Source organism: Streptomyces sp. NPDC026062 (assembly GCF_055568375.1).
On sequence record NZ_JBVHOQ010000022.1, the window covers coordinates 120,717 to 140,030 of the forward strand.

Sequence of the window (19,314 nt, forward strand, 5' to 3'; positions counted from 1 at the left end):
AATCCTCTCGGGTGCGCGAGGCGGGTCAGGGGGTGCGGGGTGCGGCGGTCACCTGCCGGTCGGCGAGGCCGCGGCCCCGTCGGACCCGCAGGGTCAGGCCCGCACCGTCACTCTCCGGCTGGAGGGTGCGCTGCTCGCTCCAGCCGGAGAACCGGAACTCGCCCCCGCCGACCGGGACGAGAGCGAAGGTGCGCCCGGCGACCGTGAGAGCGAGAACGTCGCCGGCGTGGTCGATGCGGGCGGGAATGAGGGAGCCGTCCAGCGGGGCGGGGGCGTCGAAGTCCGCGAACCCGGACGGCAGCAGTACCTCGTACGGCAGTCCGGCAGGCCAGGCAGGAGTCCCGGCCGGGGCGGTGCGGTTGAACAGAACCTCACCATGGGTCAACCGCTCCTGCCAGGAGCCCGGGAACCATGCGGCGAGGGCGGCGGTGAGAAGTGCGTCGATCACGACGTGGACCCGGGTCACCGTCTGGCTGGTATTGCGGACCAGGTGTTCGCGGGAGAAGTCGCCGTACCAGCAGGTGCCCGGCTGCCAGCAGTGTTCGACGCCGTCCAGGATGAGCACGGCGCCGGGGTCGGTGACGACCGGAATGTGCAGGCGCACGATGCCCCGGTCCAGGCGGTACTTGGGGTCGCGGTGCGCCGTCGAGATGGCACCGGGGCCCAGTGCCATCAGCCGTACCGCGTTCAGCGGGGCCGGGACCAAGTCCAGGATCTCCGAGAGGTAGGGCAGCTGACCGAGCCAGCGCGTCACCTCGAACGGCTGCGGACCGGGGCCGCCGGGGTCGGTGCGCTCCGGGTCGCCGCCGAGACTGCGCAGGGGCAGGACCCGCCAGTCGATCGCGGCCGCCGAGCCGGTCTGCCCGCCGTAGGTGTGGGTGCGCTGGACGTTCCAGGTGTGGGCGGTGACGGCCGCGAGCTCGGCGGCGAGCCGGCCGGAGTCGAAGACGGGGGAGAGTTGGGCGGCCTCGGTGAGCGAGGTGGTGGTCATGGGTGGGGCTCCCGGTCAGGAGGAAAAGGACACGGCGCCGGTGCCGATGTGCTGGCTGGCGTCGTAGGTGCAGGCGGGCACGCTCGCGAACCGCGCGTCGAGCCGGCCGAAGACGCCCTCGTGGCCCTCGGCGGGGTCGTAGGCGATGCAGAACACGAACTGCACCGGCTCCCCGGGGGCGAGGGGGATGGCGGGCATCGACACGATGACCCCGGTCCGGGTGGCCGGGTCGTACGTCAGGCCCAGCTCGTCGAGCGCGGCCAGGAAGGCCGTGAAGGAGGGCACCGCCCAGGTGGGCGGGACGTGGTACTCGACCACCTGCCGGACCGGGTCGGCCGTGACGTCGACGATGCCGTGGGCGATCGACTGGTAGATGTGCAAGGACCCGGAGACCTGGGCGTTGACCTCGGTGAACACCGCACTCCCGTCGGGCAGGACCAGGGCATCCGCGCTCAGGTGCCCGCGGTAGCCGAGTGCCCGGTACGCCTCGGCCAGCCGGGCGCCGCCGTCCAGCAGCGCCGCCCGCACCGGCTCGGTGACGCCGTCCAGCGGCACGACCTGGTGGCTCAGGCGCCGTCCGACGTACAGCAGGCGGCCCGTCTCGGTGGCCCGGGTGCCCGCGCCGGAGGCGTAGTGCTCGGAGTACACCGCATCGGCGCCGGGCGCGAACTCCTCGATGACGACCGGCCACCGGCCTTCCCCGCTTGCCCACGGCCACCGCTCTGCCCAGTACGCGGCGATGCCGTCCGGGCCCGGGGCCAGGTGGTGCAGGTGCCGGGCCCCGACATGGTCCACGGCCATCTCCGGCTCGCGTACGAGCAGCTGGTTTCCGACCCCGGCGCCGTTGTGGGCCTGCTTGACCACGACGGCCCCAGACCCGGAGTCCTTCAGTAGCACGCCGGTCGCTTCGGTCGCTTCGGCGAGGCTGCGGCAGATGCGGCCCGGCAGGATCGGCACCCCGGCCGCCGCCGCCAGGGCCCGGAAGTTCGCTTTGTTGTTCCCGATCTCCCCACCGCCCTGCCCGAAGAAGGCCGCGCCGGGGAAGCAATCGGGCACGCCCAGGGCGTCGGCGAGCCGCGCCACGGCGGCTGACGGCCACAGAGCGAACACCTCGCTGACCGCGCCGGCCCCGGTCGGGCCGAGCGCGGCCCGTACCTGTTCGACGAACGCTGGCGCGGTCAGGGAGGCGGGATCGAGCAGCTTCTCGCCCCAGGCTCCGGCCGGGGCGGCCAGCACGGTCAATTCCTCGCGCTTCACGCCGGTGTGGGCCAGTGCGTAGTCGACGAATGCCGCGTCCGGTTCGCAGGACAGGACGAGCAGGTCACCGGGGCGGGCGAACCACAACGCGCGTTGCGTCCAGGCCCGCATGTCGCCGCGTTCGCGGATGGACGGATCGATGTGGTTGCCGATGAGGATGCGCACAGCGGACTCCTTCAAGACGTGGGCGGGCACCCGGCCGAGCTGTGTGCGGCACCGGGGCGGACGGGATCAGGGGAGAAGGGCGGCGGGCAGGGTGTCGAAGGCCCGCATGGTCGCCGTGCGGCGCCGTACGCCCTCGCCGGCAGCGGCCAGGTGGGCGGGGTGGTCGTTCAGGGTCGTGACCAGAGCGCGCAGCCCTGCCTGGGCGACGGTCGTGCCGATGCAGGAGTGCGGCCCCCAGCCGTAGCCGAGGTGGCGGTTCGGGGTGCGGTCCAGCACCAGCTCGTCGGCCTGCGTGAAGGCGGCCGGGTCGCGGTTGGCCGCCGCGAACAGGGGGACGACCTTCTGCCCCGGGGTGATGTCGACGCCGCCGATCCGGCACGAGCGCACCGCTGTACGGGTGGTGCCCTGCACCGGCCCGTCGAAGCGCACCAGCTCGTCCACCCCCGTGGCCAGCAGCGCCGGGTCCTGCATCCGGCCCAGGGTTCCCGGGTGGGCGAGGAGGGTGTGCACGGAGTTGCCGACGGCGGCCGCCATCGTGCTGTATCCGCCCTGGAACATCACTCGCGCCGTGTTCTTCACATAGAGCCGGGTGAGCGCGTCGGCGGCGGGCTCAGCAGCCTGCCGCACTCGGGCCAGCAGGCCGGGCCGGGCCGAGGACGCGAACCACGAGTCGACCAGGTCACTCAGCTGCTGGCGGGCGATCCGGCCCGGCTCCACGAGCGCCGGGTTGAGGCCGCCGTCCATGCTCCGCATAATCGCGTCCGACACCGCGGCGAACTCCCCGTACGGCGGGGGCTCAACACCCAGCAGATGGGCCACGACCGCGACGGACAGCGGCACCGCGATCTCGGCCACCACGTTGAACGGGCCCCCGCCAGCCAGCTGTTCGAGCCGCTCCCGCACCAGGATGCGGGCACGGTCCTCGACTGCGGTCAGGTCCTGGGCGCGCAGCGCGCTCATGAACAGGGAACGGACCCGGTTCTGCTGCGGCGGATCGAGCGTCTGCACGCTCAAGGACGGCTCGGGCACCGTGCCGCCGGTGCGCCGCGGGTCACGGGCGAAGCTCTCGTGGTCGCGCAGCACCCGCACACTGTCCGCGTACCGGGTCAGTGCCCACGAGTCCATGCCCGCGTGCCAGAACACCGGCTCACGCATCCGCAGTTCGGCCAGCAGCGGGTACGGGTCGCGCAGGGTCTCCGTGTCCAAGGCGTCGTACTGGTCAGTCACAGACGGCATCGCGGGTCCTTCCAGAGCGGGAAGGGCGGGCCCACCGCAGCGGGCCCGCCCCGGATTCCTCGGGCTCAGTGGTCGTACGACATGGCGGCCCCTCCCTGTGCGTTGGCGACGATGGGCGTGCTGTGGGTGGCGAATGCCCCGGCCGGCCCTCGCCCGGCGGGCGGGGAGGTGCAGCCCGGCGGGCAATAAAGGGCCGTAGGGAACGGGTTCGTCACCGCGTTCCGCCCAGTCACACGGGTGCCGGGCGGAACACGACGAGTACAGCGGCCGCCGGTCGCGGTGCCCAGAGGAAATGCCTATCCCCGCCCTATCCCCGGTCTTCCGGAACGGCTCTCCAAGGCACGCAGGGGGTGGTGCAATGGGCGGGTGGACGACGAAATCCGCCACCCCCTCGCGCACGCCAGAAACGAGCGCGGATGGTCACAGGAGGAGCTGGCCCGCCGTATCCGGCAGGCCGCCAAGCGCCGTGGCCTGCGCTCGGGCACCCGGGGGTCACGGGTCTCCAAGTGGGAGACCGGCCGCGCCGCCCCCGACGAAGACGAATCCCAGCCGCTGATCGCCGAGGTCTTCGGCATCGACTACGCGGCCGTCGCCCATCTCGGCTGGCCCTACTGGCTCCCTGGCCAGGACAAGCCACTGCCCCTCGGCCCGCACAATGCCGTTCCCTCACTCCGAGAGGCCCTGATGACCTCCCTGGACCGCCGGTCGTTCCTCGCCTACACCAGCGCCTCGCTGGCTGTGCTGGCCCACCAGTGGGCCGTCACCGAACCCGGCCGGTTCCCACGTTTCGCCGTGCCCGGTGAAGTCGACACCGAGATACTCAACTGGCTGGAGGAGAGCGGGGCGGAGCTGATCCGTCTCGCCACCGAACGCAGGCGCCGCACCCGCCATCTGCTCGACGCGCACCTGAGCACCGTCAGCGAGTGCATCAGCGAGTCCCGCTACACCTCAGCCGCCAAGCAGCGGCTGCACACCCTGGCCGCCTCCCTCGCGCAGGCCATCGCCTGGCAGCACTTCGACGAACGCCGCCACACCTCCGCCGGCCGCTTCTGGCACGCCGCTCTCCACAACGCCCACGCCGCCCACCAGCGCGACCTCGGCGCGGGCATCCTGTCCGACCTGGCGTACCAACTGCTGTGGCTGGGGGATGCCCGCACCGCCGCCGACATCCTCGAACACGCCATTCCCCGCACCCAGCACCCCACCGCGCGGTCCCTCCTCCACCTTCGCCAGGCCCGCGCCCTCGCCGTCCTCAACGAGAACGACCTGTGCCTCCGGGCCCTCACCGCCGCAGAGATGGCGCTGGGCACCGTGTCGTACGATCCCGCCCCCGCCTGGTGCTCGTGGCATTCGCACGCCGACCTGGCCGCGGATGGCGGCCGTTGCCTCGCCGATCTCGGTCAGCGCCGCCAGGCCCACCGGCTCATGGACGAGGGCATTGCCCTGCTGCCCGTCACCCGTTCCAAGACCAAATCCGTGTTCCTGACCTACCAGGCCGAGACCTACCTCCGCGACGGCGAACCCGACATCGCCGCAGAGACAGCCACACGCTCCCTTGACCTTGCCGGCCGGATCGACGCCCCCCGGTGCGTGACGATGGTGCGCGAACTCGAACCGGCCTTCGCACCGTACGCACACACGGCAGGCGTTGACGAACTCCTCGAACGGCTCCGAGCCGTCGGCTGAGGCCCCGTCACCGACCTCCGACCCCTGCTTGCGAAGTTCGAACGGGGCGGCGCTGGAACACGCCGCCGCCCCCGAGGACTGGGTCAGCACGCTGGCCGCCGTCGCGGCCGCCCTTCCCGCTGACGAACCGGTGATTCTCGTACTGGACGAAGTCCCCTGGCTGTCGGAGGCGGACGCGGGATTCGACGCGGCGCTCAAGACGGCGTGGGACATGCACCTGTCCGCCAAGCCGGTGCTCCTGCTGCTGCTCGGCTCCGATCTCGCGATGATGGACCGCCTGACCTCGTACGACCATCCGTTCTACGGCCGGGCCGGCCAGTACACCGTGGGTCCGCTCAGCCCTGCCGACGTACAGGACTCCACGGGGCTGGATGCCTCGGCGGCGCTCGACGCCTATCTCGTCACCGGGGGCTTCCCCGAGGTCGTGACCGGCTGGCGGACCGGGGAATCGGTCGCCGGATATCTGGACCGCCAGCTGGAGGACCCCTCGTCGGTCCTGCTCACGACCGGTGAGCGGTCTCTCGCGGCGGAGTTCCCCGCACGCCTCCAGGCAGGCCGGGTGCTCCGGGCCATCGGCTCCGGCGCGCGGACGTTCTCCGGCATCGCCGCCGATACGGGAGGCGCCGACGGGCGCGCCCTGGCACACGGCACACTCGCTCCGATACTGACCGAGCTCACGGAGGCGAAGCGGATCGTGGCCGCCGACCTCCCGCTGTCCACCCAGGCCGCCCCCAAGCTCAAGCGCTACCGGATCGCGGACACCTACCTGCGCTTCTGGCTGGCGCATCTGGAAGACGCGGTAGCACAGGCGGAAAGGGGCCGGGGCGAGTTCTCGGCCGCGCGCGTTCGGCGTTCCTGGCCGTCGTGGCGGGGCCGCGCGGTGGAGCCGGTGATCAGGGAGTCGCTCGCCCGCCGGGTCCCCGACGGCCTCTTCCCCGAGACCGCCGAGGTCGGGGGATGGTGGAACAGGCAGAACAACCCCGAAGTCGACCTCATCGGTGCGGACACCCAGCCCGTGGCGCGCCGCGTGTCCTTCGTGGGGTCGGTGAAGTGGCGCGACGAGACGCCCTTCGGGGCACGGGATCTCGCCGGACTCGTCGCCTCCGCACAGCACGTGCCGGGAGCGGACGGTGCGGCTCTGATGGCGGTCAGCCGTCGCCCGCCGACGGGTACGGCCGCAGAAGGGCTGACCGCGCACTGGGGCCCGGAGGACGTCATCGCCGCGTGGCGGTGAGCCCCCGGGGGCTCACCCCGCCGTCCGTCGGAACCGCGCGGGCGCCCCTGATCATCTACGCCGGTACACGCCGAGCAGCAGGGGGCAGCTGTGCGCAGCGACGACACGGGTTCCGACCGCACGAGACGTAGGAGCGGCGGGCCATGGGTGGCCGCCGGGTCCAATCTCGCCCTCGGGGTGTGCGCGATCGTCCCCGGCGTGTTCATCCACGAGCTGTTGACTCGCTACCTGGCGGAGGACTGTGCGAGCCCCTCCCCCGTGTCCGGAGGGCATGGCTGCCCCCCGGACACATACACCCAAGCGGCCTTCCAGGCCCAGGCTGCCGCGCTGAGCGGCCTCGTCGTCCTGGGTCTGATCGTCGTGGTCGATGTCCTCATGCCGCGCCAGGAGCGCTGGTCGATGCGCCTCTGGCTCGGGATGACGACGCTGATCCCCGTTCCCTTCTTCGCCGGTCTGGCACTGGGCCGGTTCTGAACGGACGGGGAGAGGGCGTCGCGGCGGACCCCGGCGCGCTTCTCAGTTCGCCGAGGCGTACGAGACGAAGTCGGCCCAGGCACCCGGGGTGAAACCGAGTTCGGGGCCGGGGATGTTCTTCGAGTCACGGACGTGGATGGTGGTGGGGGCGGTGGCCACCTCGACGCAGGCCGGGCCGTCGTTGCTGCTGTAACTGCTCTTGAACCAGGTCAGGTCCGAAGGGCTTCCGGCCGAATGCTTGGCACTCATGTCACTCCCAGCAGTTCATCGATGAAGGTCTGCGGCAGCCGAGGCGCGAGCGCTTGCGCCCCGACCTCACGCCGCACAGCATCTCGACACACGGTGACCCTGCCCAGGCGGTCAGCCGACCGAGGCGTACGAGACGAAGTCGGCCCAGGCACCCGGGGTGAAGCCGAGTTCGGGGCCGGGGATGTTCTTCGAGTCACGGACGTGGATGGTGGTGGGGGCGGTGGCCACCTCGACGCACGAAGGGCCGTCGTTGGTGCTGTAACTGCTCTTGAACCACGTCAGGTCCGAAGGGCTTCCGGCCGAGGGCTTGGCACTCATGTCTCTCCCAGCAGTTTCTCGATGAAGGTCCGCGACAGCCGAGGCGTGAGCGCTTGTGCCCTGATCATGCCGTACCGCATCTCAAGGATCTGAACTTCCTTGGGATCACTGATCAGTCGGCTGATGAGCTGGACCTCATTGAGCCCCACAGCCGTGCCGTCAGTCAGCTTAAGCACCCGGTGAGGGCCGCCCAACCCCGCGTGTTCCTCGGTCTCGGTCGGCATGACCTGAATTTCTACGTGCCTCAACGAGCCCAGTTCTAGCAGGTGTTCGAGTTGTCCTCGCAACACGTTATTCCCACCCGTGGGCCGTCGAAGCGTCGCCTCCTCCTGGACGAAGGTCAACAGAGGTGCGGGCCGGCGCTCGAAGATGGACTGGCGGGCCATGCGGGCGGAGACGAGCCGGTCGACCTGCTCCTCCGTGTACGCCGGGCGCCGTTCTCCGTACAGTGCGCGCGCGTACGCCTCCGTCTGGAGCAAGCCGTCGATGACGACACCGGCATACGATCCGAGCTCCACCGCATCCGCTTCCAGCTTCGCAAGATCACGGACCTTGCGCGGGTACCGTGCCTCCGCCACATCCCGCTTCATCGCGGAGATCTTGCCGCCCGCACCCACCGCCTCGTCCGTGCGGTCCAGGAACTCCGGCTTCGGAATGCGTGTCCCGGCCTCCACCTTGTAGACCAGGTTCTCCCCGTACCCGATCATCTCGCCCAACTCCGCCGCGCGTAACCCCGCCGCCTCGCGCCAGAGCCGGATCTGCCGGCCGACCGCCGCGATCACCGCACCCGAATCGTCCTCGGGTTCGACGTCCCATTCGGACCCGTCCGTACCGTCGTTGACACCCATGAGCCACACTCCTCCACCCGTGAACGGCACCCGGCCGCTGTACGCGTGGGACAGGTCCGTACAACCGCTGGACAGTCACCGTCCGTACACGCGTCGATGCTGTTCAGCGTAGCCACCGACGGCCACGCTGAGTGACGTGAACCGAGAAATCACCCAACCGCGTGCCCGCACCGGCCAGTTCGCCGTCCAGCTCTCCGCGACCCGTCGGGGCGCCCGGCTCGCCCGGCTGCTGGCCACCGAGCAGCTCCGCGCCTGGGGGCTGCCACTGGAGGACGCGAGCCATGTCGTCGCCGAGCTCGCGGCCAACGCGGCGTTGCACGGCTACGTACCCGGGCGGGACTTCCGCGTCCTGCTGGCGGTCGACGGGGACACGCTGCGTATCGAGGTCGCGGACGCACGCGACGATCGGCTGCCGCGCGTCCGGGCGTCGACCGAAACCGCCGAGTACGGGCGGGGGCTGCTGCTCGTCGCGGCACTGGCCACCCGCTGGGGCGTCGAACCCGGGCCGTTCCCCCGCAAGACCGTCTGGGCGGAGATCGCACTCACCGGGTCCGGAAACCACGACCCGGTGGGCCGCGACGCGATGGAGTACGACGCGGTGGACCGCGACGCGGCGCCCCACGACGTCAAAGGCTTTTAAGTCCTTCGGGAAGAAGAAATCAACCCAACCCGACCCGACCCGGGTGGACCTCAGCAGGCCCCCGCGCACGCGCTCACGCGTCCGTGAGCGCCCGTCACTCGCACGGGTGAGGTTCGCCAACTGGGCTGGATTTCGCCCCGGTTGCCTGGCATATGCTCGCGAAACCAAACTTCAGAATTGAGACGGCCCCCGCCGGGACTGACATCCCGAGCGAGGGCCTGACCACCAAGGAAACAGACCTTCCCGATGGATACCCAGCAGGTTATCTCCCCCTCCCGCGCCACGTCCGGCGGCGGCGTCGTCCACGTGAAGGTGCGCCACAGCAGCCACTTCACGGTCATCGGCAACCACCTCGCCCAGCACGGCGAGCTCAGCCTCATCGCGATCGGCCTCGCCACCCACATCCAGTCGCTCCCCCCAGGGGCGAAGGTCGGCATCAAGTGCCTGGTCGAGCGCTTCCCGGAGAGCGAGGCCCGCATCGCCGGAGCGCTGCGGGACCTGGAGGAGCACGGCTACCTCAAGCGCACCCGCGAGCGCCTGCCGAGTGGTCGCGTCGTCACCCGCACCACGTCCTTCAACCGGCCGCGCGCGGAAGCACAGTCGACGCAACCGGCCCCCGCCGCCGCCTCCTCCGCCCGCGTCGCCGCCAACCCGCCGACACCTGGGCCCCCGCCGAAGCCCGGCCCCTCACCGACCCCCGCGACTCCCGCGACCCCCGCGACTCCAGCAACCTCCACAGCCCCCACAGCCCCCACAGCCCAGCCGAAGCCGGCTCCGACTCCGCCCCTCCCCCGGCCGGAGACGCCGAGCCCAGAGCTGCACCGGACCGCCGCCGCACTCCTGCTGGACCTGAACAGCCGGGCGACCGCGTTCGGCCTCTCCGAGGACGACGTCCGGACGCTCACCCCCGCCGTCGTCGCCTGGCTCGAACGCGGGGCGACCCCGGCGACCATCCGGCGAGCACTCACCACGGACCTGCCCCATCCGCTGAAGTACCCGGTCAAGCTTCTCGGGCACCGGCTGACCAAACTGCTCCCGCCACCGGCCCAGCCCGCCGGACGAGCCCCGTTCTACGACCCGCTACAGAACTGCGACGGGTGCGATCGCGCCTTCCGGGCACCCGCACCCGGGAACTGCGCCGAGTGCCTGCGGGACCTCGCCGCAACGACCGCCGCAACGACCGCCGCGACGGCCGCCGCGACGGTGTAGGCCGTCCCACCTCGGACTTCACCCCATGTTGCATGACCATGCGATGTGATGCATAATCTTCCTATGTCTAAGGTCCTCACCTCCCTGCCCTCCGGCGAGCGCGTCGGCATCGCCTTCTCGGGCGGCCTCGACACCTCGGTCGCGGTCGCGTGGATGCGCGACAAGGGCGCTGTCCCGTGCACCTACACCGCCGACATCGGCCAGTACGACGAGCCCGACATCGCCTCCGTGCCCGGCCGCGCCAAGGCCTACGGCGCCGAGCTCGCGCGTCTGGTCGACTGCCGTGCGGCGCTCGTCGAGGAGGGGCTGGCCGCGCTCACCTGCGGGGCGTTCCACATCCGCTCGGGCGGGCGGGCGTACTTCAACACCACGCCGCTCGGCCGCGCCGTCACCGGCACGCTCCTGGTGCGGGCGATGCTTGAGGACAACGTACAGATCTGGGGCGACGGCTCCACGTACAAGGGCAACGACATCGAGCGGTTCTACCGCTACGGTCTCCTCGCCAACCCGCACCTGCGGATCTACAAGCCCTGGCTCGACGCGGACTTCGTGACCGAGCTCGGCGGCCGCAAGGAGATGTCGGAGTGGCTGGTCGCCCATGACCTGCCGTACCGCGACAGCACGGAGAAGGCGTACTCCACCGACGCCAACATCTGGGGCGCCACCCACGAGGCGAAGACCCTGGAGCACCTGAACACCGGTGTGGAGACCGTCGACCCGATCATGGGCGTCAAGTTCTGGGACCCCTCGGTCGAGATCGGGACCGAGGACGTCACGATCGGCTTCGACCAGGGCCGCCCGGTGACGATCAACGGCGAGAAGTTCGAATCCGCCGTCGACCTGGTGATGAAGGCGAACACCATCGGTGGCCGCCACGGCATGGGCATGTCGGACCAGATCGAGAACCGGATCATCGAGGCCAAGAGCCGAGGCATCTACGAGGCCCCCGGCATGGCCCTGCTGCACGCCGCGTACGAACGCCTGGTCAACGCGATCCACAACGAGGACACCCTCGCCCAGTACCACAACGAGGGCCGGCGCCTCGGCCGTCTGATGTACGAGGGCCGCTGGCTGGACCCGCAGGCGCTGATGGTGCGCGAGTCGATCCAGCGCTGGGTCGGCACGGCCGTCACCGGCGAGGTGACGCTGCGGCTGCGGCGCGGCGAGGACTACTCGATCCTCGACACCACGGGCCCGGCGTTCAGCTACCACCCGGACAAGCTGTCCATGGAGCGCACCGAGGACTCCGCGTTCGGCCCGGTCGACCGGATCGGCCAGCTCACCATGCGCAACCTCGACATCGCCGACTCCCGCGCCAAGCTGGAGCAGTACGCGGGCCTCGGCCTGATCGGCACCGGCCACCCGGCCATCGGTGCGGCCCAGGCCGCCGCGACCGGTCTGATCGGCACCCTGCCCGAGGGCGGCGCCGAGGCCATCGCGTCCCGCGGCGAGGTCTCCGAGACCGACGAGATGCTGGACCGCGCCGCGATGGAGTCCGGCACGGACTAGTCACCGCCGCACCGCACACGGCACCGCACCGCACGCGCGAAGGCCGGCCGGGACCCTGAGACAGGGCCCGGCCGGCCTTCGCGCGTCGGGCGGCCGACTGCCGGGCCGGCCGCCCTCACCTCAGTGCGCGCGCCCCTTCCCCGGCCGTCGCCGCGTCAGGAACAGCGTGCCGCCCGCGGCCATCGCCACCGCGGCGATCCCGAGGGGCAACAGGCCGGGTGCACCCGTGTCCGGCATCTGGCCGCCGGGGTGGCCGCCCTCGCTGGACGTCGGCTCGGGCCAGGTGGGCGGATGCGTCGGCCGGTGCGTGCGGGTGGGGCTGTGGGTGGGCTCGGGGCTGTGGGTGTGGGTGTGCGTAGGAGTGGGGGTGGGAGTGGGCGGCGGGGAGGTGGGCGGCGTCGGGGCGACCGTCGGCGCGGTGACCTGGATGGTCGCCTCGGCCGGCGGGGACGTCACCGTGCCGCCGTTGCCCGACGCCACCGCCGTGTTCAGCACGCTCCCCGCCTCCGCGTCGTCCGCGAGGACCCGGTAGGTGCCCGAGCAGGTGGTGCTGTCGCCCGGCGTCCCCCGCGCGGTCAGCGTGGTCGAGGCACAGGTGACGTCCGTCAGCCGGTCGTCGTGGATCACCAGGTCCTCGACGGGGGTGTCGGTGACGTTGGTGACGACGTACTGGTACTCCACCGTGTCCCCGGCGCCGTACGGCTCCGAGTCGTCCACCTCCTTGATGAGGGCCAGCCCCACCCCGCTCTTGCCGCCCAGCGGCAGTTCGACACCGGACGGCGGGGACTCCACGGGGTCGTCACCGCTCTTCCCGGACGCCTTCGCCGTGTTCGCCACATAGCCGCGGACCACGTCGGCCGCGGTGACGGTGTACGTCGCCCTACAGGTCATCGTGGCGCCGACGGCCAGCGTGGTGGACGGGCAGTCCACGGGCCCGACGGTCGGATCGTCGACCGTCACATCGGTGAGGGCGGTCTCCCCCGAATTCGTCACGACGAACTCGTACGGCACCTTCGTCCCCGCCACGATCTCGTCCGGCAGCGGATCGGCGATGCTGACCTGCTTCACCAGGTTGAGCCGGGGCAGCGGCTTCAGCGAACGGGCGGAGAGCGTGCGCAGCAGGTGCACGTCGGTGAAGCCGCCGGTCGAGGCGCCGAAGCCGAACTTGTACGTGGCCGGGACCGGCTGCGGCGCGGCCGTCTCCAGGACCTGCTGGGCGCCGTTGCCGTCGTGGAAGTCGACCAGAACCGTCAGCACCGGGTCGGGAGCCGGGCTCAGCCGGACCGTCACCGTGCGCCGGGACCGCTCCAGGATCTGCTCGGCCTGCTCGGGCGTCGTGCCCGCCGGGAGGTCCGCCGCAGTCGTCGGCCCGTGCAGCGTGCCGGGCAGGGTGGACGGCCAAGGGCTGTCGGTCGTCGGATTGTCCGTGGTGGCGGCCAGGAAGCAGTAGCCCTCGGTGCCGTTGCCGGGGCCGCGCACCGCGACCATGTTGGCCCCGGGCGCCGGCACCCTGAACTCCGTACCCGCGGGGGAACGCCGCGCGCAGTCGTTGCCGCGGTGCTCCCAGTCGCCGAAGTAGTTGCCCAGGACGTCCAGGCCCACGCCGAGGTAGCCGTGGGCGACGCCCGGCAGGAAATCCCGGCCCGGGTCGTCGTCCGGCAGCTTCTGCGCGTATCCCAGGCTCCCGCCGAACGCGCCCGGCGCCGAGAGGTCGGCGGCGCCGTCCACCAGGAAGAACGAAATGCCGTCCGCCGGGCTCGCGGCGGGCGATCCGCCGTACTGCCACTGGTCGAAGGAGACCTCAAGGCCCTCGTTCGCGGGCAGGGCCTTGTTGTGGATCACGGCGGCCGAGCGGTCGCGGCCCGCGTCGGTCAGCTGGAGATAGCCGTGGGGCGCGGCACTCCGGGGCGGTACGGGCCCCACCCCCGGATCCTCGCAGCCGCCCAGCGGGTGTGCGGCGTCGCCCGGCGGCGGTGCGGCGGGCGCGGCGCCGGTCAGACAGGCCGGCCCCACCGCCGTGAAGTCGCTGTCCGCGCTCACGCCGGTGAACGTCTCGTCCACCAGGCCGGGAGTCGTAGCGGCGGCGTGATCACCGGCGACCCACACCGCCCCGGGAAGCAGAAGGGCCGCCACGACCGCCGCGGTCAGGGCCATGGCTCCGGTCGCCGGCATCGCACGGCTCCGACGGGACACCTTGGAATCATTTCTTAACATAAAGTGACAGTAAGAATATGTTTGTGCCGGATCGCGCACCACGCCGCCCGCCCCTCGTCCGGGGCCGAAATGGCGCAAGGGGGCGCGGACCCGAGTGGTCACGGGCCTGCGCTCTCCCACGTGACCGAGCCCACCCCCCACTCCATTCGAACTCCCGTCGAACTCCCGCAACAATGAACCCGTGATCACCTCGCCGACACGGAGCACGAACCGACGCGCCGAGCCCGCCGCGACGCCGTACGTCGATCTCTCCCGGGCGGAGTGGAGCGCACTGCGCGACAAGACGCCGCTGCCGCTGACCGCCGACGAGGTGGAGCGGCTGCGCGGACTCGGGGACGTCATCGACCTCGACGAGGTGCGGGACGTCTACCTGCCGCTCTCGCGCCTGCTCAATCTGTACGTCCAGGCCACCTCCGGACTGCGCGGCGCGCTGAACACCTTCCTCGGCGACGCGGGCAACGGACACGGGGCGCAGCGCGGGACCCCGTTCGTCATAGGGGTCGCGGGGAGCGTGGCGGTCGGCAAGTCCACCAGCGCCCGTATCCTCCAGGCGCTGCTGGCCCGCTGGCCCGAGCACCCCCGGGTGGAGCTGGTGACCACGGACGGGTTCCTGCTGCCGATGAAGGAGCTCCACGCGCGCGGGCTCATGTCGCGCAAGGGTTTCCCGGAGTCGTACGACCGGCGCGCCCTGACCCGCTTCGTCGCCGACATCAAGGCGGGCAAGGACGAGGTGACGGCGCCCGTCTACTCGCATCTGATCTACGACATCGTGCCGGACGAGCGGCTCACCGTACGCCGCCCGGACATCCTCATCGTCGAGGGGCTGAACGTGCTCCAGCCCGCGCTGCCCGGCAAGGACGGCCGCACCAGGGTCGGGCTCGCGGACTACTTCGACTTCAGTGTGTACGTGGACGCGCGGCCCGAGGACATCGAGACCTGGTACCTCAACCGCTTCCGCAAGCTGCGCGCCACGGCGTTCCAGGACCCGTCCTCGTACTTCCGCAAGTACACACAGGTCTCCGAGGCGGAGGCGATGGACTACGCCGCGACGATGTGGCGGACCATCAACAAGCCCAACCTGGTGGAGAATGTGGCGCCGACCCGGGGCCGTGCCACGCTGGTGCTGCGCAAGGGCCCCGACCACAAGGTCCAGCGACTGTCCCTGCGCAAGCTCTGACTCCGAAAGGGTGCGCCGTGCTGCATCTCCGTCTGATGGTCCCGGCCGACCGGACGGGGGAGGTGACGGAGCTGCTGGAGGGGGCCGTCGGCACCGCCCATCTCGCGGTGCTGCCGGGAGTCGCGCGCGATCCGGTCGGTGACGTGGTGCTGTGCGACGTGGCCCGCGAGGCGGGCGACGAGCTGATCGGGGCGCTGCGGCGGCTCGGGGTCGCCGACTACGGGGCGATCACCGTCGAGAACATGGCCCTGACACTCTCCACCCGCGCCACGCGGGCCGAGGAGGAGGCGCCGGGCGAGGGCGCGGACGCGGTGCTGTGGGAGGAGCTGACGGACGTCACCCACGAGGAGTCGACGTTCAGCATCACCTACGTGGCGTTCCTCTCGGTCGCCACGATGCTCGCCGCCTGCGGTGTGATGCTCGACAACGCGATCCTGATCGTGGGCGCGATGGCGGTGGGCCCCGAGTTCGGGCCGCTGGCCGGGATCTCCACGGCCCTGGTGCAGCGAGCCCCGCGGCTGGTGTGGCGGTCGCTGTGGGCACTGATCGGCGGATTCGCCGCGGCCATGGTGCTGACGGCCGGCTTCGCCTGGCTGATGGACGCCCTCGGCCTGTTCAACGAGAACATGATCGAGGCGGACCGCCCCAATACGGCGTTCGTCTGGCAGCCGGACTGGATGTCCTTCGTGGTGGCCCTGCTCGCGGGCGTCGCCGGGACGCTCTCGCTGACCTCGGCGCGGTCCGGCGCGCTCATCGGCGTCGCGATCTCGGTGACGACCGTACCGGCCGCGGCGAACGCGGCGGTGGCCTTCAGCTACCGCGACTACGGACAGATGACCGGTTCCATCCAGCAGCTGCTGGCCAACCTCGGCGGGATCGTGCTCGCGGGCACGGTGACGCTGCTGGTGCAGAAGGGCCTGTGGACGGTGGCCCTCCGTCATGAGCGGAAGCACCCGAAACCGTCCGTGCGGGACACGTAGGGCGGGCGGAGGGTGGGTGCGCGTCACCGCGCGCACCCACCCATGACCGGCCGGACAGACCTCAGCCCAGCGCGGACTTCACCACATCGGCCAGCCGGCCGGCCACCGCGCGTGCCTGCTCGATGTCGGCCGCCTCGACCATGACCCGTACCAGCGGCTCCGTGCCCGACTGGCGCAGCAGCACACGGCCGGTGGCGCCGAGCTCGCGCTCGGCCTCGGCGACGGCCGAGGCCAGCTCCGGGGAGGTGCTCACCCGGGACTTGTCGACGTCCGGCACATTGACGAGGACCTGCGGCAGGCGCTCCATCACACCGGCCAGCTCGGCGAGCGAACGGCCGGTGGCGGCCACCCGGGCCGCCAGCATCAGGCCGGTCAGCGTGCCGTCGCCGGTCGTGGCGTGGTCCAGCACGATGACGTGCCCGGACTGCTCGCCGCCCAGGGCGAAGCCCTCGGCCTTCATCGACTCCAGGACGTAGCGGTCGCCGACGGCCGTCTGGACGAGCTGGATGCCCTCGCGCTCCATGGCGATCTTGAAGCCGAGGTTCGACATCACGGTGCCGACGACGGTGTCCTTGCGCAGCTGCCCGGCCTCGCGCATGGCGAGGGCCAGCACCGCCAGGATCTGGTCGCCGTCGATCTCCTTGCCGGCCGCGTCCACGGCCAGGCAGCGGTCGGCGTCGCCGTCGTGCGCGATGCCGAGGTCGGCGCCGTGCTCGACGACAGCGGCGCGGAGCAGCGACAGGTGCGTGGAGCCGCACCCCTCGTTGATGTTCAGGCCGTCCGGCTCGGCACCGATCGTGACGACCTCGGCCCCGGCCCGTGCGAAGGCCTCGGGCGAGACGTGCGCGGCGGCGCCGTGCGCCTCGTCCAGGACGACCTTCAGGCCGTCGAGCCGGTTGGGGAGGACTCCGATGAGGTGCGCGACGTAACGGTCGAAGCCCTCGACGTAGTCGCTGATCCGGCCCACGCCGGCACCGGTGGGACGGGCCCAGGGCGCGCCGGTGCGGTGCTGCTCGTAGACCGTCTCGATGCGGTCCTCCAGCTCGTCGGCGAGCTTGTGCCCGCCCCGGGCGAAGAACTTGACACCGTTGTCCGGCATGGCGTTGTGGCTGGCCGAGAGCATGACGCCGATGTCGGCGCCCAGGGCGCCGGTGAGGTAGGCCACGGCCGGGGTCGGCAGCACACCGACGCGCAGGACGTCGACGCCGGCGCTGGCGAGGCCGGCCACCACGGCGGCCTCCAGGAACTCTCCGGAGGCGCGGGGGTCCCGGCCCACCACGGCCGTCGGCCGATGGCCCTCGAAGGTGCCCGCCTCGGCCAGCACGTGCGCCGCCGCGACCGACAGACCGAGCGCGAGCTCTGCCGTCAGGTCCGCATTGGCGACACCACGCACGCCGTCGGTGCCGAAGAGTCGTCCCACTGGTGTCCTCCGAAGGTGCTCCGAAACGCAAAAATCAGACTAAGTAAGCAACAAGCCTATGAATGCCTTATGCCGTTATATGCCCGTGACCGCCAATAAACGAACGCCCCGGCAGCACGAGTGTGCCGCCGGGGCGAACGTGTAACGCGGATGAGCAGGCGGTTTAGCGCTTGCTGTACTGCGGGGCCTTACGGGCCTTCTTGAGACCGGCCTTCTTGCGCTCGACCGCACGGTCGTCGCGGGAGAGGAAGCCGGCCTTCTTCAGCGTGGCGCGGTTGTTGTCCACGTCCGCCTCGTTCAGCGCGCGGGCCACACCGAGGCGCAGGGCGCCGGCCTGACCCGAGACGCCGCCACCCGAGATGCGGGCGATGACGTCGTAACGGCCGTCGAGCTCAAGCACCTTGAAGGGCTCGTTGACTTCCTGCTGGTGCACCTTGTTGGGGAAGTAGTCCTCAAGGGTGCGACCGTTGATCTTCCACTTGCCGGTGCCCGGAACGATCCGGACGCGGGCAATGGCGTTCTTGCGACGGCCGAGGCCGGCGGCGGGCTGCGGGTCGCCGAAGCGGCCGGCGAGCGACTCGGAGGTGTACTCACCCTCGACGGGGACCTCGGACTCGAAGGTGGTCACCTCGGCGAAGGTCTCCTCGCCGTCGGTGCCCTCGATGGGGGTCTCAACAGTGGTCTCGGCCACGATTCTCCTCAGATCTTTCTTTACGTCTTTGGGGGGAGGCCGGAACTACTGCGCGACCTGGGTGATCTCGTACGGGACCGGCTGCTGCGCAGCGTGCGGGTGCTGGTCGCCCGCGTAGACCTTCAGCTTCGAGATCATCTGACGGCCCAGGGTGTTCTTGGGGATCATGCCCTTGATGGCCTTCTCGACGGCCTTCTCGGGGTTCTTCGCGAGCAGCTCGTCGTAACGAACGGAGCGGAGACCGCCCGGGAAGCCGGAGTGGCGGTACGCCATCTTCTGGGTCTTCTTGTTGCCGGACAGGTGAACCTTGTCGGCGTTGATGATGATGACGAAGTCGCCCATGTCCATGTGGGGGGCGTAGATCGCCTTGTGCTTGCCTCGGAGGAGGTTCGCAGCCGTGGTGGCCAGACGTCCCAGGACGATGTCCTCGGCGTCAATGATGTGCCACTGGCGAGTGACATCGCCGGGCTTGGGGCTGTACGTACGCACGTCTTAGCCTTCGCTTCTTCAGTGGATGGGGTCCAGACACATGGCACCTCTGAAGCGATCATGCAGCTGGGGCTCACAATGCCGGGAACGATGCCCGTATGCGCGCCACTGGTGACTGCTCCAGAGAACCTACGTAAGGCCCTTCGCGTGAGAACGACGAAGCCAATACGTATAACAATCCCCGACAGTACCCGGCCCGCCCCGGACGGGTCAAAACGGGGCCCTTGGGCGGGCGGCAGCGGGGGTCTTCGGCCTCGCCCCGGACCGGGGCGCGGGGTTCCGTCCTCAATCGCCGGACGGGCTCGATGTGTGCGGGTCGCCCCGTGGGGTGCGGGTCCCCTGCGGGGTGCGCGTCTGCCCCGGTGGGTGGGGGTCCGGTGCCCCTCCGGGGCGTCTCCTCAAACGACGAACGTGCGGCGGGTACGCGGTGGACCCGGGTATCTGTTCGTCGTTCTGCGGGGACTCCCCTGCACGGCCCCGGCCCCGCCCGTCGTGCGTCTGCGACCAGTCGCAGGCCGGCGTCGTCC

18 protein-coding genes are annotated in these 19,314 nt (G+C 71.0%); 8 read left to right on the forward strand and 10 right to left on the reverse strand.

Annotation, left to right across the window (positions count from 1 at the left end):
• Window positions 1–25 precede the first annotated feature (25 nt).
• The 3 genes from ACZ4LX_RS21260 to ACZ4LX_RS21270 form a co-directional block, all read right to left on the reverse strand.
• On the reverse strand, window positions 26–991 hold the full coding sequence (locus ACZ4LX_RS21260; protein WP_467646877.1) for an aspartyl/asparaginyl beta-hydroxylase domain-containing protein: 966 nt from the start codon (window positions 989–991) through the stop codon (window positions 26–28).
• Between the two features lie 15 nt (window positions 992–1,006).
• Entirely contained in the window at window positions 1,007–2,413 is a 1,407-nt protein-coding gene (locus ACZ4LX_RS21265) for a preATP grasp domain-containing protein (RefSeq protein ID WP_467646881.1), read from the reverse strand.
• Between the two features lie 66 nt (window positions 2,414–2,479).
• Window positions 2,480–3,649: a cytochrome P450 gene (locus ACZ4LX_RS21270; RefSeq protein WP_467646885.1), complete on the reverse strand. Its 1,170-nt coding sequence runs from the start codon at window positions 3,647–3,649 to the stop codon at window positions 2,480–2,482.
• A gap of 366 nt (window positions 3,650–4,015) precedes the next feature.
• Here ACZ4LX_RS21270 and ACZ4LX_RS21275 point away from each other — a divergent pair, with 366 nt between their 5' ends.
• The 3 genes from ACZ4LX_RS21275 to ACZ4LX_RS21285 all read left to right on the forward strand — a co-directional run bounded on the left by ACZ4LX_RS21275 (window position 4,016) and on the right by ACZ4LX_RS21285 (window position 7,043).
• Window positions 4,016–5,335 carry a helix-turn-helix transcriptional regulator gene (locus ACZ4LX_RS21275; protein ID WP_467646888.1) on the forward strand — a complete coding sequence of 440 codons (1,320 nt, stop codon included), beginning with the start codon at window positions 4,016–4,018 and terminating at the stop codon, window positions 5,333–5,335.
• Between the two features lie 28 nt (window positions 5,336–5,363).
• The gene (locus tag ACZ4LX_RS21280; protein ID WP_467646892.1) at window positions 5,364–6,569 is read left to right on the forward strand and encodes an ATP-binding protein; all 1,206 of its coding nucleotides are present in this window, start codon (window positions 5,364–5,366) and stop codon (window positions 6,567–6,569) included.
• Between the two features lie 147 nt (window positions 6,570–6,716).
• Entirely contained in the window at window positions 6,717–7,043 is a 327-nt protein-coding gene (locus ACZ4LX_RS21285; RefSeq protein WP_467646895.1) for a hypothetical protein, read from the forward strand.
• A gap of 42 nt (window positions 7,044–7,085) precedes the next feature.
• Here ACZ4LX_RS21285 and ACZ4LX_RS21290 read toward each other — a convergent pair whose 3' ends face one another.
• The 3 genes from ACZ4LX_RS21290 to ACZ4LX_RS21300 all read right to left on the reverse strand — a co-directional run bounded on the left by ACZ4LX_RS21290 (window position 7,086) and on the right by ACZ4LX_RS21300 (window position 8,458).
• Entirely contained in the window at window positions 7,086–7,292 is a 207-nt protein-coding gene (locus ACZ4LX_RS21290; RefSeq protein ID WP_467646897.1) for a DUF397 domain-containing protein, read from the reverse strand.
• 111 nt (window positions 7,293–7,403) lie between these two features.
• Window positions 7,404–7,610, reverse strand: coding sequence for a DUF397 domain-containing protein (locus tag ACZ4LX_RS21295; protein ID WP_467646902.1), 207 nt, complete (start codon window positions 7,608–7,610; stop codon window positions 7,404–7,406).
• Window positions 7,607–8,458, reverse strand: coding sequence for a helix-turn-helix domain-containing protein (locus tag ACZ4LX_RS21300; RefSeq protein ID WP_467646955.1), 852 nt, complete (start codon window positions 8,456–8,458; stop codon window positions 7,607–7,609). Before ACZ4LX_RS21300 ends, ACZ4LX_RS21295 begins: the two co-directional genes overlap by 4 nt.
• A 136-nt stretch (window positions 8,459–8,594) precedes the next feature.
• Between ACZ4LX_RS21300 and ACZ4LX_RS21305 the strand changes: the two genes are divergently transcribed.
• The 3 genes from ACZ4LX_RS21305 to argG all read left to right on the forward strand — a co-directional run bounded on the left by ACZ4LX_RS21305 (window position 8,595) and on the right by argG (window position 11,816).
• Window positions 8,595–9,098, forward strand: coding sequence for an ATP-binding protein (locus ACZ4LX_RS21305; protein ID WP_467646905.1), 504 nt, complete (start codon window positions 8,595–8,597; stop codon window positions 9,096–9,098).
• Window positions 9,099–9,344: 246 nt separating this feature from the next.
• Window positions 9,345–10,307, forward strand: coding sequence for a helix-turn-helix domain-containing protein (locus ACZ4LX_RS21310; protein ID WP_467646908.1), 963 nt, complete (start codon window positions 9,345–9,347; stop codon window positions 10,305–10,307).
• 63 nt (window positions 10,308–10,370) lie between these two features.
• Entirely contained in the window at window positions 10,371–11,816 is a 1,446-nt protein-coding gene (gene argG, locus ACZ4LX_RS21315; RefSeq protein ID WP_467646910.1) for an argininosuccinate synthase, read from the forward strand.
• 120 nt (window positions 11,817–11,936) lie between these two features.
• On the opposite strand, the gene ACZ4LX_RS21320 is transcribed toward argG, so the two are convergent.
• On the reverse strand, window positions 11,937–13,988 hold the full coding sequence (locus ACZ4LX_RS21320) for a DUF7507 domain-containing protein (RefSeq protein ID WP_467646912.1): 2,052 nt from the start codon (window positions 13,986–13,988) through the stop codon (window positions 11,937–11,939).
• 223 nt (window positions 13,989–14,211) lie between these two features.
• Between ACZ4LX_RS21320 and coaA the strand changes: the two genes are divergently transcribed.
• Together coaA and ACZ4LX_RS21330 are read left to right on the forward strand one after the other, a co-directional pair.
• The gene (coaA, locus tag ACZ4LX_RS21325; protein WP_359078380.1) at window positions 14,212–15,207 is read left to right on the forward strand and encodes a type I pantothenate kinase; all 996 of its coding nucleotides are present in this window, start codon (window positions 14,212–14,214) and stop codon (window positions 15,205–15,207) included.
• Between the two features lie 17 nt (window positions 15,208–15,224).
• Window positions 15,225–16,187 (forward strand): DUF389 domain-containing protein, encoded by a 963-nt coding sequence (locus tag ACZ4LX_RS21330; protein WP_467646916.1) that lies wholly within the window; start codon window positions 15,225–15,227, stop codon window positions 16,185–16,187.
• A gap of 61 nt (window positions 16,188–16,248) precedes the next feature.
• Here the strand turns inward: ACZ4LX_RS21330 and glmM are convergent, their stop codons facing one another.
• The 3 genes from glmM to rplM all read right to left on the reverse strand — a co-directional run bounded on the left by glmM (window position 16,249) and on the right by rplM (window position 18,787).
• Window positions 16,249–17,607 (reverse strand): phosphoglucosamine mutase, encoded by a 1,359-nt coding sequence (glmM, locus tag ACZ4LX_RS21335; RefSeq protein ID WP_467646919.1) that lies wholly within the window; start codon window positions 17,605–17,607, stop codon window positions 16,249–16,251.
• Window positions 17,608–17,770: 163 nt separating this feature from the next.
• Window positions 17,771–18,298: a 30S ribosomal protein S9 gene (rpsI, locus tag ACZ4LX_RS21340; protein ID WP_467646922.1), complete on the reverse strand. Its 528-nt coding sequence runs from the start codon at window positions 18,296–18,298 to the stop codon at window positions 17,771–17,773.
• Window positions 18,299–18,343: 45 nt separating this feature from the next.
• Window positions 18,344–18,787, reverse strand: coding sequence for a 50S ribosomal protein L13 (gene rplM / locus ACZ4LX_RS21345; protein WP_266781688.1), 444 nt, complete (start codon window positions 18,785–18,787; stop codon window positions 18,344–18,346).
• Window positions 18,788–19,314: the final 527 nt, after the last annotated feature.